Here is a 15,323-nt window from a genome sequence, read left to right on the forward strand (position 1 = left end):
CTATGTTGTCACTTTCCCGGCGTCAGGTGGCTGATTGAACACGTCGGCGGCGAGTCGATCCGGATCCACGTCCGCCTGAACGATGCGCCACGGCGAAACCCAGTTCGCTGACGCGAGTTGTCCGTACACAGCCGAGGTCCGGCTCTGCAGGGAGCCGTCGCGTTCGTAGACATCCCGTATTCGGGATGTATCGGCGACCTCACGCGAGGCCGCGCGCTCGGCGGCAAGCTCCACTGGCACGTCGAGCAGAATCTGCACATCGGGAACCGGCACGCCGAACCTGTCGAATTCGAGAGCCTTGATCCACTCGACCGCCTCGCCGTCGGCGGACTGCTCCAGGCGCGCGGCAGTGTAGGCCGCGTTCGAGGCCACATAGCGATCCAGAAGCACAATATCGTTGCGCGAGAGCATCTTTCGAATATCCCGGGCCGCATCCCTACGGTCGAGCGCGAACAGTAACGCCATCGCATGCACACTGCCCGCGGTGTCTCCGTGCTCCCCGCGCAACGCCTCGGCGGCCAGGTCCGCATGGACCGACTGGTCGTACCTCGGAAATCCGACGCGTACCACCTCGATGTCGTCGCGTTCCCACGCCGAGACGAGCCGACGGGCGAGCGTGTTCTTGCCCGCGCCGTCGACCCCCTCGATGACTATCAGAGTGCCCACTGCGGCTGCCTGCGCCGGATCAGTAGCGGTAGTGCTCGGGCTTGTACGGGCCCTCGACGTCGACACCGATGTACTCGGCCTGCTGCTTGGTGAGCTTGGTGATGGTTCCACCGAGGGCCTCGACGTGAATGCGCGCGACCTTCTCGTCGAGGTGCTTCGGAAGTCGGTACACCTCGTTGTCGTACTCGTCCGGCTTGGTCCACAGTTCGATCTGCGCGATGACCTGGTTGGAGAAGCTGTTGCTCATGACGAACGACGGATGCCCGGTGGCGTTGCCCAGGTTGAGGAGACGGCCTTCCGACAGCACGATGATCGAGTGACCGTCGGGGAATTGGAATTCGTCGACCTGGGGCTTGATGTTGATTCGCGTGACGTCCTTGGCCTTCTCCAGTCCGGCCATGTCGATCTCGTTGTCGAAGTGACCGATGTTGCCGAGGATCGCCTGGTGCTTCATCCGCTTCATGTGATCGAAGGTGATGATTCCGAGGTTGCCGGTGGAGGTGATGACGATGTCGGCCTTGTCGATGTACTCCTCGACGGTCCGTACGTCGAAGCCGTCCATGAGCGCCTGCAGCGCGTTGATCGGATCCGCCTCGGTGACCGTGACGCGTGCGCCCTGACCCTTCAGTGCCTCGGCGCACCCCTTGCCGACGTCACCGTATCCACAGACGAGAACAGCCTTGCCGCCGATCAACACGTCGGTGCCGCGGTTGATGCCGTCGATCAGCGAATGCCGAGTGCCGTACTTGTTGTCGAACTTGCTCTTGGTGACCGAATCGTTGACGTTGATGGCCGGGAACGTGAGTTCACCTGCTGCAGCGAATTGGTACAGACGCAGGACACCGGTCGTGGTCTCCTCGGTGACGCCCTTGACCGACGCGGCGATCTCGGTCCACTTGGACTTCGACTCCTCCAGCGAGCGACGTAGCAGGCCGAGGAACACCTTGTACTCGTCCGAGTCGTGATCGTCGTCGGTCGGCGGTACGACGCCTGCCTTCTCGAACTGCGCGCCGCGCAATACCAGCATCGTGGCGTCGCCACCGTCGTCGAGGATCATGTTCGTCGGCTGATCTGGCCACGTGAGCATCTGCTCGGCCGCCCACCAGTACTCCTCGAGGGTTTCACCCTTCCACGCGAAGACCGGTACGCCCTTGGGCTCGTCCTCGGTTCCGTGCGGGCCGACGACGACTGCCGCAGCCGCATGATCCTGGGTGGAGAAAATGTTGCACGACGCCCATCGGACCTCGGCGCCGAGCGCAACGAGGGTCTCGATGAGGACAGCGGTCTGAACTGTCATGTGAAGCGAACCGGAGACGCGAGCACCCTTGAGAGGCAGGACTTCTGCGTATTCACGACGAAGTGCGATCAGCCCCGGCATCTCGTGCTCGGCGAGGCGAATCTCCTTACGACCGAACTCTGCGAGCGACAGATCTGCGACCTTGAAGTCGATTCCACCCCGATTGTCTGCGGTGAGTGCCGATCCTGTTGCCGAACGATCGTCCGGCGATACTGAGGTCGTCATCTTGCCTCTCCTGTTGTGCGTCCAATTCCTGCACCAGGCTATCGGGTCGCTACGGATCAGCTCCGGGCTACCTGTCCGCGCGCTCGAATTCTCGTCTCGCGCTCCCGGATGATGTCCGAGAGGTCCCGTGTGCAGGACCGTACTTCGCGAGGACGTGTCGACGCCGCCGAGGCAAGATGTTGGCACGGGAAATGTCGCCGTCGTAGTGCGCAAGAACTCGGTGGTCCATCACGCGTCGCCACAGCAGAGGAACGGCAGCAACCAACACCATCGACGCGTACCCCGCCGGAAGCTGCGGTGCTTCGTCGCAGCTGCGGAGCGTCTGATAGCGCTTGCCTGGGTTGGCATGGTGATCGCTGTGCCGCTGCAGATGATAGAGAAATATGTTGGTGCACAACCTGTCGCTGTTCCAGCTGTGTCGCGGGGAGCATTTCACGAAGCGCCCGCGCTCGTTTTTCTCACGGAGCAATCCATAGTGCTCGATGTAGTTGACCGTCTCGAGCAACAGGACGCCCACGATTGCTTGCAGGACCAAGTAGGGCAGAATCGCGGGGCCGAACACCAGCGCCAAGCTGCCGAACAGCAGCGCACTCATCGCCCAGGCATGCAACAGATTATTGCGGATGCTCCACCACCGGACGCCGCGGCGGTCGAGCCGTTGAATCTCCAGCCCCCATGCCGACCGAAGTCCGCCGAACACACTCCGAGGTAGGAACATCCACAGGTTTTCGCCTATCCGAGCACTGGCAGGGTCGTCCGGCGTTGCCACACGAACGTGGTGTCCCCTGTTGTGCTCGACGAAGAAGTGCCCGTACATGGTCTGCGTCAACGCGATCTTCGCCAGCCAGCGCTCGTGTTCCTCGATTCGATGCCCGAGCTCGTGGGCAGCATTGATTCCGGTTCCTGCCACCAGACCGATCGTGACAGCGAGGCCGATCTTGTCGACCACGGTCAAACCGCCGAACGCCCACATCCAACATGCAACCAGCAGGGTCACGAACTGCACGGGAAGGAAAAGATACGTGCACCACCGGTAGAAACGATCTTCCTGCATTTCTTCGACGTCCGCGTCGGACGGGTTGTCCCCGTCTTCGCCTGCCAGCAGGTCGATGAGCGGAATGACCATGAAGAAGACCATGACGCCGCTCCACCAGAAAATCGGCATTCCCGTCCACATGACCAGCTGCGAGGGAAGCAGCGCGGATGCCGGCGCCAACAAACCGAGAAGCCACAGCGGCCGCTTGCCGGATCGCTTCCGTCCCCGCACACGGGTCGAACCGATCGTAGGTTGCACGGCGGCCGCGTCCCCCGACACGCCACCACCGGAGTGCTTGTCCGCCGCTGCGGACACGCGTCCGGCGCATTTCATCGAAAACCATCCCCTTAAAAGAACTCGAGGTTTGTTCTCGAAGAGTACAACAGGCCCCCGTCGAGCAACAGCGCTACGAATCGGGGCGCTACTCGCGGGTAGTCGATTTATCCCGCTCGAGCAGCAACTTTTCGACATTCCGCTTGCTGTAGACGAAGTACACGAGCACGCCGATGGCCATCCAGGCGATGAACCGAAGCCACGTCTCGACCGACAGGTTCACCATCAGCCACAAGCAGGACACGACGGCGAGGACAGGAATAAGGGGCATCAACGGAACCTTGAAACCACGCGGCAGACCCGGCCTGGTCTTTCGCAACACGACCACCCCGATCGACACGAGCACGAAGGCGAACAGCGTGCCGATGTTCACCATCTCCTCGAGCAGTCCGATTGGGAAGAAGGCTGCAAGCGCAGCGACGACGACGCCCACGATCAGCGTGATCCGAACCGGGGTTCCGCGCTTACCCGTGTGCGCGAGGCTACGCGGCATGAGGCCGTCCCTGGACATCGCGAACAGCACCCGCGTCTGGCCGAGCATCAAGACCATCACCACCGTGGTCAGACCCGCGAGCGCGCCGAAGGAAATGACGTTCTTCGCCCAAGTGAGACCATTGAGTTCGAACGCTGTCGCCAACGTCGAACTATCACCTCCGAGCTCGGTGTAGTTGACCATTCCGGTCAAGACCAGCGTCACGGCGACGTACAGAACCGTCACGATGGCAAGTGAACCCAGAATCCCCCGAGGAAGCGCCTTCTGCGGCTCCTTGGCCTCCTCGGCAGTGGTCGCGACGACGTCGAATCCGATGAACGCGAAGAACACCAGGCTCGCGGCTGCCAGTAGGCCGTACCAGCCGAATGTGCTGCCGCCCGCACCGGTGAAGAACGAGAAGAGCGACTGGTGGATGCCTTCCCCGGTCGACCCTTCCTGAGCAGAAGGGATATATGGGGTGTAGTTCTCGGCCTTGATGTAGAAGGCACCGACCACGACGACGAGCAACACCACTGCCACCTTGATCGCAGTGATCACGAGCGAGACACGGGACGACAGTTTGGTGCCGCTGGCCAACAACACGGTGATGATCACGACGATGAGGAACGCTCCCCAGTCGACATCGATGGATCCGATCGTCACGACCGGCGACGACGCGCCGAGGACCTCACCGAGATAGAGCGACCAGCCCTTCGCGACGACGGACGCTGCGAGAGCGAACTCGAGAACGAGGTCCCAGCCGATGATCCAGGCGATGAACTCGCCGAACGTGGCGTAGGAGAACGTGTACGCGCTTCCCGCGACAGGAACCGTAGATGCGAACTCCGCGTAGCACAGCGCAGCAAGACCGCAGGCGACCGCAGCAAGCACGAATGCCAGGGACACCGAGGGTCCGGCGACGTTTCCGGCGGTCCTGGCCGTCAGAGTGAAGATTCCCGCACCGATGACCACAGCAACACCGAACACTGTCAGATCCCAAGAGGTGAGTTCCTTGCGGAGTTTGGTATCGGGATCATCGGTGTCGCGGATCGACTGTTCGACCGATTTGGTTCGGAAGATCCCGGTCCTGGGAGCGGCCTTCGACGAGCGCTCGTGTTCCATCGTTGTTGTTCCCTCTGTTCGACTCAATCGTGCTCGAGTGGGCCGCACCACAGTACGCGCCCAGTTCACTCGAACCCCTTTGGTAACACAGTAAGCCGCGACTATGCGGTGCGTAGGAACTTGGCGAAACGCGACTCAGACCGCGGTCTCGCCGACGGTGGCGGCGAAGATCTCGGCGTCACCCCCACGGGCGATCGCTGTGAGGGCGGGATCCGAAGCAGACACCCATACAGCGGTTCCCCGCTCCAGAACAAGCTCGCCGCCCCCGTCGTCACTGTCGGTGTCGGCGATCAGCGCAACACGGCCTCCGGTGCACAGAATGATCTGAGGTCCGGCATCGTCGAGGGCGACCGACGAACCGTCGGCGAGTACCGACCGCGAGAGCGCGAACTCCGATGCAGGAGTGCGATATACGACCGGGGATCCCGCCGTTTCGACGTCGGGCTCCAGGATCGATACGTCGGCGGGTTCGAAGTCCAGAACTCTGAGCAGCTCTGGCACATCGACGTGCTTCGGGGTCAGTCCACCGCGCAACACGTTGTCCGAATTGGCCATGATCTCGACGCCGGTGCCGGACAGATACGCATGCAGGTTCCCAGCATCGAGATACAAACCCTGCCCCGGCGTCAGAGTGACACGATTGAGCAGCAGAGCGGCGAGAACGCCCGCATCGCCTGGGTAGGACTCCCCCAGCTCCAGAAGAGTTCGGGCTTCGGACACGAACCGGCCACCGTCCTCATGCGCTGTTGTGGAGAGGTACCGGACACACCCGTCGGCTACCAGCGGTAGCAAGGCGTCGAGAGCAGGTCCAGGCAGCGTGATCCACGACGTGAACACCGTACGAAGCCCCGCGTCGTCGGGTTGATCGGCGAGCAACGATCGGTATCCGGACAGTGCGTCGACACCGAGGGCGTCGATGAACTCGACTGTGTGCTTCGGACACCGAAACCCGGCCAAGGCGTGGAACTCGGTGAGCGCGACGATCAGTTCGGGCTTGTGCGAGTCGTCCCGGTAGTTCCTGATCGGAGAGTCGATGGGGACACGCTTCGTCTCTTCCCGCGCGAACCCCTCGGTGGCCTGACGTGCACTCGGGTGCGCTTGCAGGGACAGAGGTTCCTCTGCCGCAAGCAGTTTCAGGAGAAACGGTAGGCGTCCACCGTACTTCCGCGAAGTCGCGGCACCGAGCTCACGAGACGGATCTTCGTTGATTGCATCGAGAAGTGAACGCACGTTCCCTTCGCCTGTCAGGTATGCCGGGTCAGCGGGGTGTGCGCCGAGCCAAATCTCGGCCTCCGGATGCTCCGACGGCACCGATCGACCCTGTAGTTGCGCAAGCGAGGTTCGAGATCCCCATGCGTACGACCGAACTGCCCCGCGCAGTGGTTGCACTATGTACCGCCCATCAAATGTAGGTATGCGGCGGCCATCTCCAACCGCGTCGCAAGTAGTGCAGTCGATTCGAATTCGCCGAGCTCGTCGACCGTCGGGCCCTGCTCGCCCCGTGCTGCAGGATTCGACCTGTCCGTACCCGCCACGAGGATCTCGACGTCGTTCACCGCTGCAGTCCGGCGTTCGGCCTCCGTTGCGCGCACCGGGGACGCGGCGACGAGAACACGCATGGCCGCCTCAGGGCGCGGACCGTCGACTTCATCGTCGTGAAAGAACGGGTCGTAGTCGGTGGGCGCTGCAGACGTCGCGTGCGCCGCATGCACAGCGGCAGCGATGACCTCGGAGAGCTCGCTCGACGCCGACACGACGCCGGCAATACGCAACATCACTTCGCTGCCGTGGCGGGCCGCCTCCATGGCGAGCGCGCCGACTCCGCTGAAGACCACTCTTCTGTTCGCCATTCGCACTGCGACGGACTTCGCCGGGTTGTGGAACACCTCGCGGGATGGGTGGTTTCGCGACGCTTCGTCGTCGAGCGCGTCGGCGAGGCGGGCCAGATCGGGTAGGAGGGGCCGGTGGACACCACCGGCAACGGAGCCCAGAACACTCACACCGGCAGCGACGTAGCGCATCAAGGTGTTGGGTTCACGCACTGCCACCCGCGGCGGCAGAAAGAATGCACGTCCGGCCGCGGCAGAGCGTAGCGGACCCTCGTCAGGAGTCACCAGGATCGTCTCGGCGCCGCGGCGAACGGCAGCCGCTGTGGACTCGGACAGCCTCGGATCGCCGGCGTCGTCGCCGCACACGAGGACGACATCCAAAGGTCCCACCCACGGCGGGGTGCCGGGGGAATGCACGAGCGGAACTCCGATGCGCGCACCGACGGCAGCGATCAGGACTTCTGCCGCCCGTTCCGCGCGACCACCACCGGCTACGAACACGACACTACGAGGGCGGAGGTCGCTCAGTCGTTCGCCGACGATATCGGCGAACGACTGAGCGGTTGCACGAGTTTGGGCACCTGCCAGTGCCGCGCTACGGAGAGCACCGTCGCGATCGGCAGCGACGAGCGCCTCGGCGTCGTCGAGATCCAGAAGTGGCGACAGAGTAGTCATCTTGTTCGAGCCTCCGTCCTTCCATACCGACTCGCGTGCCTCACATGCGATGGTGCCCGTATACCCACGGACACGTCCACTATTCCAGTCAGGCCCTGACCACGTCGAGAATCTCCGAGGTCAATGCGTCGACCTCGGATGAGCTGCGAGCCTCTACGTTCAGACGTAGTAGCGGCTCCGTATTGGACGCGCGGAGATTGAACCAAGCACCGTCCTTCAGGTCGACCGTCACGCCGTCGAGTCGATCGATCGACACGGTGCGATCGGCGAACGTCTCGAGCACAGCTGTGGTTCTCTCGGCAGCGTCGGCAACAGTCGAGTTGATTTCCCCGGACGCCGAGTAGGTTTCGTAGTGGCTCATCAGCTCGGACAGCGGACGATCCTGAGACCCGAGCGCGGCCAACACGTGCAGCGCAGCCAGCATCCCCGAGTCCGCACCCCAGAAGTCTCGGAAGTAGTAGTGCGCCGAGTGCTCGCCACCGAAGATCGCGCCGGTGTCCGCCATCTGCTGCTTGATGAACGAATGGCCGACCCGCGTCCGTACCGGGGTGCCGCCGAGCTCGGTCACCAACTCGGGTACGGCACGCGACGTGATCAGGTTGTGGATCACCGTCGCTCCCGGCTCCTTCGCCAACTCACGCTCGGCGACGAGTCCTGTCACCGCCGAGGGCGATACCGGATCGCCTTTCTCGTCGACGACGAAGCACCGATCGGCGTCACCGTCGAACGCAAGTCCGATATCAGCGCCTGTGTCCAGGACGAACTTCTGCAGGTCCTTCAGATTTTCCGGGTCCAGCGGATTTGCTTCGTGATTCGGAAAGGTCCCATCGAGTTCGAAGTACAGCGGTTCGACAGTGACAGGCAAGCCCTCGAACACCGCGGGGACGGTATGTCCACCCATGCCGTTGCCCGCATCGACCGCGATCTTCACACCGGAGACCTGCGACAGGTCGACCAGATTCTTGACGAAACTCGCGTAGTCGCTCAGCACATCGCGCTCGGTCACCGTTCCCGGCTCACCGTCGAAGGACGGGACCCCTTCGACCAATTCGCTCTTGATCGTCGCGAGACCGGTGTCCTGTCCGACTGGTTTGGCACCGGAACGACACAATTTGATCCCGTTGTACTTCGCCGGATTGTGACTGGCGGTGAACATTGCACCCGGGCAGTCGAGCAGCCCGGACGCGAAGTACAGCTGGTCGGTGGATGCAAGCCCGATGTGCACGACGTTGAGACCCTGCGAGGTGACACCGTCGGCGAAGGCTTTCGCCAGCTCTGGCGACGACGCCCGCATATCGTGCCCGATGGCGACCTGAGTCACCGACGAGTCCTTCACCAAACGTGCGAACGACGAACCGACGTCGCGGACGAAGGCCGCGTCGATCTGTTCTCCCACCACCCCACGCACGTCGTAGGCCTTGATGACTGCATTGACGGCTTCGGCAGTGCGTGCCACGAACGACTCCTCGTATTGATCAGGTGGGGGTTAATCGGGTGGGTGGTGCGCGAGTTGTGGGTCTATCCGGTGCGTCGACCTACGAATGTGTCATAGATGAGTGTGGTCGGCGCGACGACGGAGCGCAGATGTGACTGATTTATGCCCACATCGTTCACTCGAACGATGGTGCGTCGGAACATGGTTTTCGATGGCTACGATCTCGGTCAGGCCGTGGGGTCCGGAAGTACCCGCAAATGGCCGCGACGGCCGGTACGTACCGGCGAACCCGGGCGGCGGTCCGCCGACGAATCCGGCATGTGCCGACCGTCCTGATTACGAACGGAGCCGAGTTCCTTGCCGCGATCTCCACGACCGGCTTCGCGAACAGCCTCCGCCAGAGCGGTGAGATCATCCTCGTCCGGCGTCGAGGTGGTGAAACCGCCTTCGTACCGAACCAGTTCCCACCCCTTCGGCGCCGTCGTGGTCGACGCGTGGATCTCGCAGAGATCCCAGGAGTGCGGCTCGTCCACGGTGGCGAGGGGGCCGACGACAGCCGTCGAATCCGAATAGACATACGTGAGTGTCGCAACGGCCGAACGGTTGCACCCGGGCCGGCAGCATCCACGCAGAGATCTCACACCTGAGAGACTAACCCCCGCTCCTTTCGCCGAGCCGATCGACACACCGCGAGCTGACCCCGATAACCTCACGCCATGGCTCGAAGCGCTTCCGGACGCAGGACGACTTCTCGATCTGCCGCACGGCGGGGACGGGGAATCCGCGGCCCGGTACTCCCCAACAACGTGCCTGGACACCGTTCGCGAGCGGACAAATTCGACCGGTCCGTACTGGAAGCTTTCGCTCGAATCGACCATCGGTGGCACGAGAAGCTCGAACGCCTCGATATCGCTGTCGACGAGGTACCGAAGATCCGCGCGAAGGATCCCGAGTCCGTCAACTGGCCACCTGAGGTTGTCGCCGAGGGCCCGGTGCCGCTGTCACGACTCGTTCCTGCAGGTATCGACAAGCGCGGCGAAGCTACGCGCGCTCGGATAGTCCTCTTCAGGCGGCCTCTGGAACGGCGGGCCAAGCATCCCGAAGATCTCGAGGATCTGTTGTACGAGGTGCTGGTCGAGCAGGTTGCCACCTACCTCGGAGTCGAGCCCGACGTGGTGGACCCGGGTATCGACGAGGGTTGACACCCTGCCTCAGCAGATTCCGCGGTCTCAGCCGATTCCGCGCTTGAGACGGCGCCTCTCGCGCTCGGACAGTCCACCCCAGATGCCGAAGCGCTCGTCGTTCGCGAGTGCATACTCCAGGCATTCGTCCTTGACTTCGCAGCCAAGGCAGATGCGCTTCGCCTCTCGAGTCGAGCCGCCCTTTTCCGGGAAGAATGCTTCGGGGTCGGTCTGCGCGCACAGGGCGCGTTCCTGCCACTGATCTTCGATCTCTTCGAACATCTGATCGAACCCGGCAATGAGACTCAGCGCCGGCTTCACGGGCTCGCGCATCGAAAGCTCTTCTGCGATGCCATCGTCCGAGTCATCGTCCGAATCGATGTCGCTCTCACCGGAACCAGTCTCGCTGGAACCGACTGGACCGTCACCGATCTCGGAGTCGGTGTGCACGACGTACGCGGACGCCGCATCAACCGGAACGATCTCCGATCGGACGTCGCCGGACACATCGTTGTCGATACTGATCGTGCAGTCGCCTCGTGCTGCGCCTGCTTCGGAATCGGTCTGCGGCGCGTCGTCGACTGCGCTGAGGTGAGCAGGGGACTCTCCCCGTTGTTCACGTGTCACGTGCTGGTCATACATCGCTTCCGCCTCCTCACCATTTACTAGCGCAGAAATTTCCGGTCGGTTCCGAACACCTTGCCCCGCGCCGGTATTCGTAGCCATTCACAGTCACATGCAAACCCTCGACCTCTACTACACGTTGCTCCCGAGGTTCACACCGCATGAGAACGCATGTTCGAATCAAGGCCAGCTCCAAGCGAACTCGCTCGGCAACCTTGGAATGACATACATGTGATTAGACACGCCGAAGTACGTTGCGGTCAAGCTGATGAAGCATTTTGCAATACCATCTAGAACCCCGAATCAGCACCCTCGAAGGATCTGCGGCCGTCTTGCGCGTGTCGCGCCCGTAAAATGCCCGTCGAACATGCGCTGAGTTCGCTGGAACGGCGGGCGCCCACGCACCGCCCGACCGCACGGCATAGGCTTTCGACCTGTGAAAGTGACTGTCTTGGTCGGTGGAGTGGGAGGAGCGCGTTTTCTCCAAGGTCTCAAAACCCTTCTCGGGGACGACGGCGACATCACCGCCGTCGTCAACGTGGGCGACGACGTGTGGATGCACGGGCTCAGAATCTGCCCCGATCTCGACACGTGCATGTACACGCTCGGCGGCGGAATCGACACCGAACGCGGTTGGGGCCGAATCGCGGAGACGTGGCACGCGCGAGACGAACTCGCGGCATACGGCGCCGACCCCGATTGGTTCGGGCTCGGAGACCGAGACATAGCGACCCACCTCATTCGAAGTCGAATGCTACGCACCGGGTATCCCTTGTCCGCCGTGACCGAAGCGCTGTGCAACCGATGGAAGCCAGGCGTTCGACTGCTTCCGGTCTCCGACGATCGCAGCGAGACACACGTCGTGGTGACGGACCCCGACGACGCCTCGGGTGAATCTCGGCGTGCAATTCACTTCCAGGAGTGGTGGGTTCGATACCGGGCTCAAATACCGACGCACAGTTTCGCGAACATCGGCGCCGAACAGGCTACTCCAGCACCAGGTGTACTCGACGCGATCGAAGGCGCCGACGCTGTGATCCTGGCTCCGTCCAATCCGGTCGTGAGCGTCGGCGCCATTCTCGCCGTGCCCGGAATACGCAGTGCTCTCCGAACCACCGAAGCCAAGGTGGTCGGCCTGTCTCCCGTCGTCGGCGGAAAACCGTTGCGCGGGATGGCCGACGAATGTCTCTCGGTCATCGGCGTGGACACGAGCGCCGAAGCCGTCGGAAAGTACTACGGCGCACGGTCGGACACCGGCATCCTCGATACGTGGATGATTCACTCGACCGATACCGCTACGGTGCCGGGAGTCGACGTCATCAGCGTTCCGCTCCTCATGACCGACCCGAAAACAACTGCAGAGATGGCCGCTGTGGCGTTGCGATCGGCGGGTCTGACACCGTGACCGGTACGGTACCGACCGATCACGCACCGGGCGGAAGCATCGAAATCCTGCCTGTACTCGGTCTTCCCGAGTTTCGGCCAGGCGACGATCTCGCCGCATCGATCGCCGAGCACGCACCGTGGATCCGCGAGAACGACATCCTTGTCGTCACGAGCAAGGTGATCTCCAAGGTCGAAGGCAGGCTCGTCGACGCACCTGTCGATCCGGAGGAACGCGACGCTGCGCGACGAGTGCTCGTGGACCAGGAGGCAGTCCGGATAGTTGCGCGCAAGGGACGCACACTCATCACGGAGAATCGCCTCGGCATCGTTCAGGCAGCATCGGGAATCGACGGCTCCAATGTGGACGGCGCCGAACTCGCCCTCCTGCCCGAGGATCCCGACGCGAGCGCGGCCGCCCTCCGCAACTCGCTTTCCGAGTCGCTCGGCGTGTCAGTCGGCGTGATCGTCACCGACACGATGGGGCGGGCATGGCGAATCGGACAGACGGACGCGGCCATCGGTAGCGCGGGTCTCGCCGTCGTCCATGCCTATGCGGGCGCCGAGGACAGCCAAGGCAACGAGCTCGTCGTGACCGAAGTAGCCGTCGCCGACGAGATCGCCGCCGCGGGAGATCTCGTCAAGGGCAAGCTCGGGGCGGTACCGGTTGCCGTCGTGCGCGGTCTCACACCTGTCGACAACGGCTCGCGCGCGCGAGATTTGGTGCGTCCGGGCGAAGACGACCTGTTCTGGCTCGGCACCGAGGAGTCGATCGCGCGGGGACGGCGAGAAGCGCTGCTGTTACGAAGGTCGGTGCGCTCGTTCTCCGACGAGACCGTAGATCCGGACGACATCCGTGGCGCGGTGGCCGATGCCCTCACTGCGCCCGCGCCACACCACACTCGACCGGTGAGGTTCGTCTGGATTCGCACGCCCGCACTGCGCACACGGTTGCTCGACCGAATGGCGGAGAAGTGGCGTGCGGACCTGCAGTCCGACGGCTTGGACGAGGGTCGGATCGACGCACGCATCGCGCGCGGCAGGATCCTGTTCGACGCCCCCGAGATCGTCGTCCCATTCTGCGTGCCCGACGGCGCGCACACCTACCCCGACGAACACCGCGCCCGCGCGGAGGAGACGATGTTCACCGTGGCCGTCGGAGCTGCGGTGCAGGGACTTCTCGTCGCCCTGGCCGTTCGAGACCTCGGAAGTTGCTGGATCGGTTCGACGATCTTCGCCGCCGATCTGGTACGCGCCGAGCTCGGCCTACGTGCGGATTGGAAAGCCATGGGCGCCATCGCAATCGGCCATCCGTTGGAACGTTCGTCACCTCGCGCACCGTACGATCTCGACGCTGAACTACTGGAGATGTGAGATGAGCGCTCGCTCGCTGCACGACTCTGCGGTATCCACTCTGGAGGAGTGGCCCGTGCTCGATCACCACGAAGACTCACTGCGGCACACGATGCTCGCGTTTCTCGCAGGCAGCCCGGACGGTTGCCTGCGCAGCAACGAAGCCGGGCACATCACGGCATCCTCGTTGGTACTCGACGAGTCGGGCGGGCAGGTGCTGCTGACGCTGCACCCCCGTGTCGGGCGATGGATTCAGCTCGGTGGGCATTGCGAACCCGAGGACGAGACCGTCCAGGGCGCGGCGATGCGCGAGGCGCGCGAGGAGTCGGGCATCGACGAACTCACGATCGAGCCGACACTACTGTCCGCGGACACCCATCCGATTACCTGTTCACTCGGCAAGCCGACCCGCCACCTCGATCTGAGATTCCTGGTCCGCGCGGCTGCTGGAACCACCGCGGTGCGGAGCGAGGAGTCGACCGACCTTCGGTGGTGGCCGGTCGACGGCCTTCCCCCGAACGCCGAGGCCGACACGATCTCGCACCTCGTCGAACTGGCCCGACAACGCTGATCGACGCCGCTGATCGAGGACGATCAGACGTCGGTGGAGAAACGCACTCCACCGTCGGGAAGCTTCACGCCGGGCCACACCCGAGCGCCACGCAGAAGCTCGCACCGCGCTCCGATGTCGGCACCGTCGCCGATGATGCCGTCGCGAACGAGGGCACGTGGACCGATCCGGGCGCCGAAGCCGATGATGGACCGCTCGACCACAGCTCCTGCCTCGATGATGGCTCCGTCGAACACCACGGCGCCATCGAGCCGCGCGCCGGCGCCTACCTCCGCGCCGCGGCCGATGACCGTTCCACCGATCAGCAGTGCACCCGGTGCGATGCCTGCACTGGGGTGGACCAGTGACTCACCCCGCGTTCCGTTCAGGGCCGGGGACGGGGCGATGCCGCGGACCAGGTCGGCCGAGCCCTTGACGAAGTCCTCAGGTGTTCCCATGTCGCGCCAATATGCGCTGTCGACGTGGCCGTAGACGCGCTTGCCCTCTGCAAGGAGCGCAGGGAACACTTCGCGTTCGACGGACACCGGGCGATCGTGCGCGATCGATTCGATGATCTCGCGCTTGAACACGTAACAGCCTGCGTTGATCTGGTCGGTCGGTGGGTCCTGCGTCTTTTCGAGGAAGGCGGTGACTCGGCCCTCCTCATCGGTCGGTACACAGCCGAATGCACGAGGGTCCCCCACCCGGACGAGATGAAGGGTGACGTCTGCGTCGGTTCTGCGGTGAGTGTCGAGAACCGCCGTCAAATCGGTGCCGCCGAGAACGTCGCCGTTGAACACGAGCACGTTGTCCGCCCGGAGTTTCGGAAGGACGTTTCGGATGCCTCCGCCAGTCCCCATCGGCTCGGTCTCGGTGACGTATTCGAGTTCGATGCCGAGTGCGGAACCGTCACCGAAATGCTCCTCGAACACCTCTGCTTTGAACGATGTTCCGAGGACGACGTGATCGATTCCCGCAGCTTTGATTCGGGCCAACAAGTGGTGCAGAAACGGTAGCCCGGCAGTGGGAAGCATCGGCTTCGGCGCGGACAAGGTAAGCGGCCGGAGCCGAGTTCCCTTGCCGCCCACAAGTATCACAGCATCGGTCGTCTTGCTCGTGTCAGCTGACATCGTCGGCCTCTC

Annotated in this window: 14 protein-coding genes; 4 read left to right on the forward strand and 10 right to left on the reverse strand. The window is 63.3% G+C overall.

Annotation, left to right across the window (positions count from 1 at the left end; all coding sequences use genetic code 11):
* The 8 genes from WDS16_RS12850 to WDS16_RS12885 form a co-directional block, all read right to left on the reverse strand.
* Window positions 1-666, reverse strand: coding sequence for a dTMP kinase (locus WDS16_RS12850; protein ID WP_338893015.1), 666 nt, complete (start codon window positions 664-666; stop codon window positions 1-3).
* A gap of 19 nt (window positions 667-685) precedes the next feature.
* Window positions 686-2,188 carry an adenosylhomocysteinase gene (gene ahcY, locus WDS16_RS12855; RefSeq protein WP_338893016.1) on the reverse strand — a complete coding sequence of 501 codons (1,503 nt, stop codon included), beginning with the start codon at window positions 2,186-2,188 and terminating at the stop codon, window positions 686-688.
* A gap of 67 nt (window positions 2,189-2,255) precedes the next feature.
* On the reverse strand, window positions 2,256-3,557 hold the full coding sequence (locus WDS16_RS12860) for an alkane 1-monooxygenase (protein ID WP_338893017.1): 1,302 nt from the start codon (window positions 3,555-3,557) through the stop codon (window positions 2,256-2,258).
* An 88-nt stretch (window positions 3,558-3,645) separates the two neighbouring features.
* Window positions 3,646-5,151: an amino acid permease gene (locus WDS16_RS12865; RefSeq protein ID WP_338893018.1), complete on the reverse strand. Its 1,506-nt coding sequence runs from the start codon at window positions 5,149-5,151 to the stop codon at window positions 3,646-3,648.
* A 135-nt stretch (window positions 5,152-5,286) separates the two neighbouring features.
* Entirely contained in the window at window positions 5,287-6,540 is a 1,254-nt protein-coding gene (gene manA, locus WDS16_RS12870) for a mannose-6-phosphate isomerase, class I (protein ID WP_338893019.1), read from the reverse strand.
* Window positions 6,540-7,655 (reverse strand): tobH protein, encoded by a 1,116-nt coding sequence (locus WDS16_RS12875; RefSeq protein WP_338893020.1) that lies wholly within the window; start codon window positions 7,653-7,655, stop codon window positions 6,540-6,542. The genes manA and WDS16_RS12875 overlap by 1 nt, the downstream gene beginning before the upstream one ends.
* A gap of 88 nt (window positions 7,656-7,743) precedes the next feature.
* Window positions 7,744-9,111 (reverse strand): phosphomannomutase/phosphoglucomutase, encoded by a 1,368-nt coding sequence (locus WDS16_RS12880; protein ID WP_338893021.1) that lies wholly within the window; start codon window positions 9,109-9,111, stop codon window positions 7,744-7,746.
* A 206-nt stretch (window positions 9,112-9,317) separates the two neighbouring features.
* A complete protein-coding gene (locus WDS16_RS12885; RefSeq protein ID WP_338893022.1) occupies window positions 9,318-9,731 on the reverse strand; it encodes a DUF3499 domain-containing protein in 414 nt (137 codons plus the stop codon).
* A 75-nt stretch (window positions 9,732-9,806) separates the two neighbouring features.
* Between WDS16_RS12885 and WDS16_RS12890 the strand changes: the two genes are divergently transcribed.
* Entirely contained in the window at window positions 9,807-10,292 is a 486-nt protein-coding gene (locus tag WDS16_RS12890; protein WP_338893023.1) for a metallopeptidase family protein, read from the forward strand.
* Between the two features lie 27 nt (window positions 10,293-10,319).
* On the opposite strand, the gene WDS16_RS12895 is transcribed toward WDS16_RS12890, so the two are convergent.
* Window positions 10,320-10,553: a WhiB family transcriptional regulator gene (locus tag WDS16_RS12895; protein ID WP_027496498.1), complete on the reverse strand. Its 234-nt coding sequence runs from the start codon at window positions 10,551-10,553 to the stop codon at window positions 10,320-10,322.
* Window positions 10,554-11,331: 778 nt separating this feature from the next.
* Here WDS16_RS12895 and cofD point away from each other — a divergent pair.
* Genes cofD through WDS16_RS12910 form a run of 3 tightly spaced genes read left to right on the forward strand, consistent with a single transcriptional unit; the run spans window position 11,332 to window position 14,202 of the window.
* Entirely contained in the window at window positions 11,332-12,300 is a 969-nt protein-coding gene (gene cofD / locus WDS16_RS12900; RefSeq protein ID WP_338893024.1) for a 2-phospho-L-lactate transferase, read from the forward strand.
* On the forward strand, window positions 12,297-13,652 hold the full coding sequence (locus WDS16_RS12905; RefSeq protein WP_338893025.1) for a coenzyme F420-0:L-glutamate ligase: 1,356 nt from the start codon (window positions 12,297-12,299) through the stop codon (window positions 13,650-13,652). The genes cofD and WDS16_RS12905 overlap by 4 nt, the downstream gene beginning before the upstream one ends.
* Before the next feature lies 1 nt (window position 13,653).
* Window positions 13,654-14,202, forward strand: coding sequence for an NUDIX hydrolase (locus WDS16_RS12910; protein ID WP_338893026.1), 549 nt, complete (start codon window positions 13,654-13,656; stop codon window positions 14,200-14,202).
* A 23-nt stretch (window positions 14,203-14,225) separates the two neighbouring features.
* On the opposite strand, the gene WDS16_RS12915 is transcribed toward WDS16_RS12910, so the two are convergent.
* Complete coding sequence (locus tag WDS16_RS12915) at window positions 14,226-15,311, reverse strand: NDP-sugar synthase (protein ID WP_338893027.1); 1,086 nt, start codon at window positions 15,309-15,311, stop codon at window positions 14,226-14,228.
* Window positions 15,312-15,323: the final 12 nt, after the last annotated feature.

Origin of the sequence: Rhodococcus sovatensis, assembly GCF_037327425.1 — a bacterium.
Lineage (GTDB): Bacteria > Actinomycetota > Actinomycetes > Mycobacteriales > Mycobacteriaceae > Rhodococcoides > Rhodococcoides sovatense.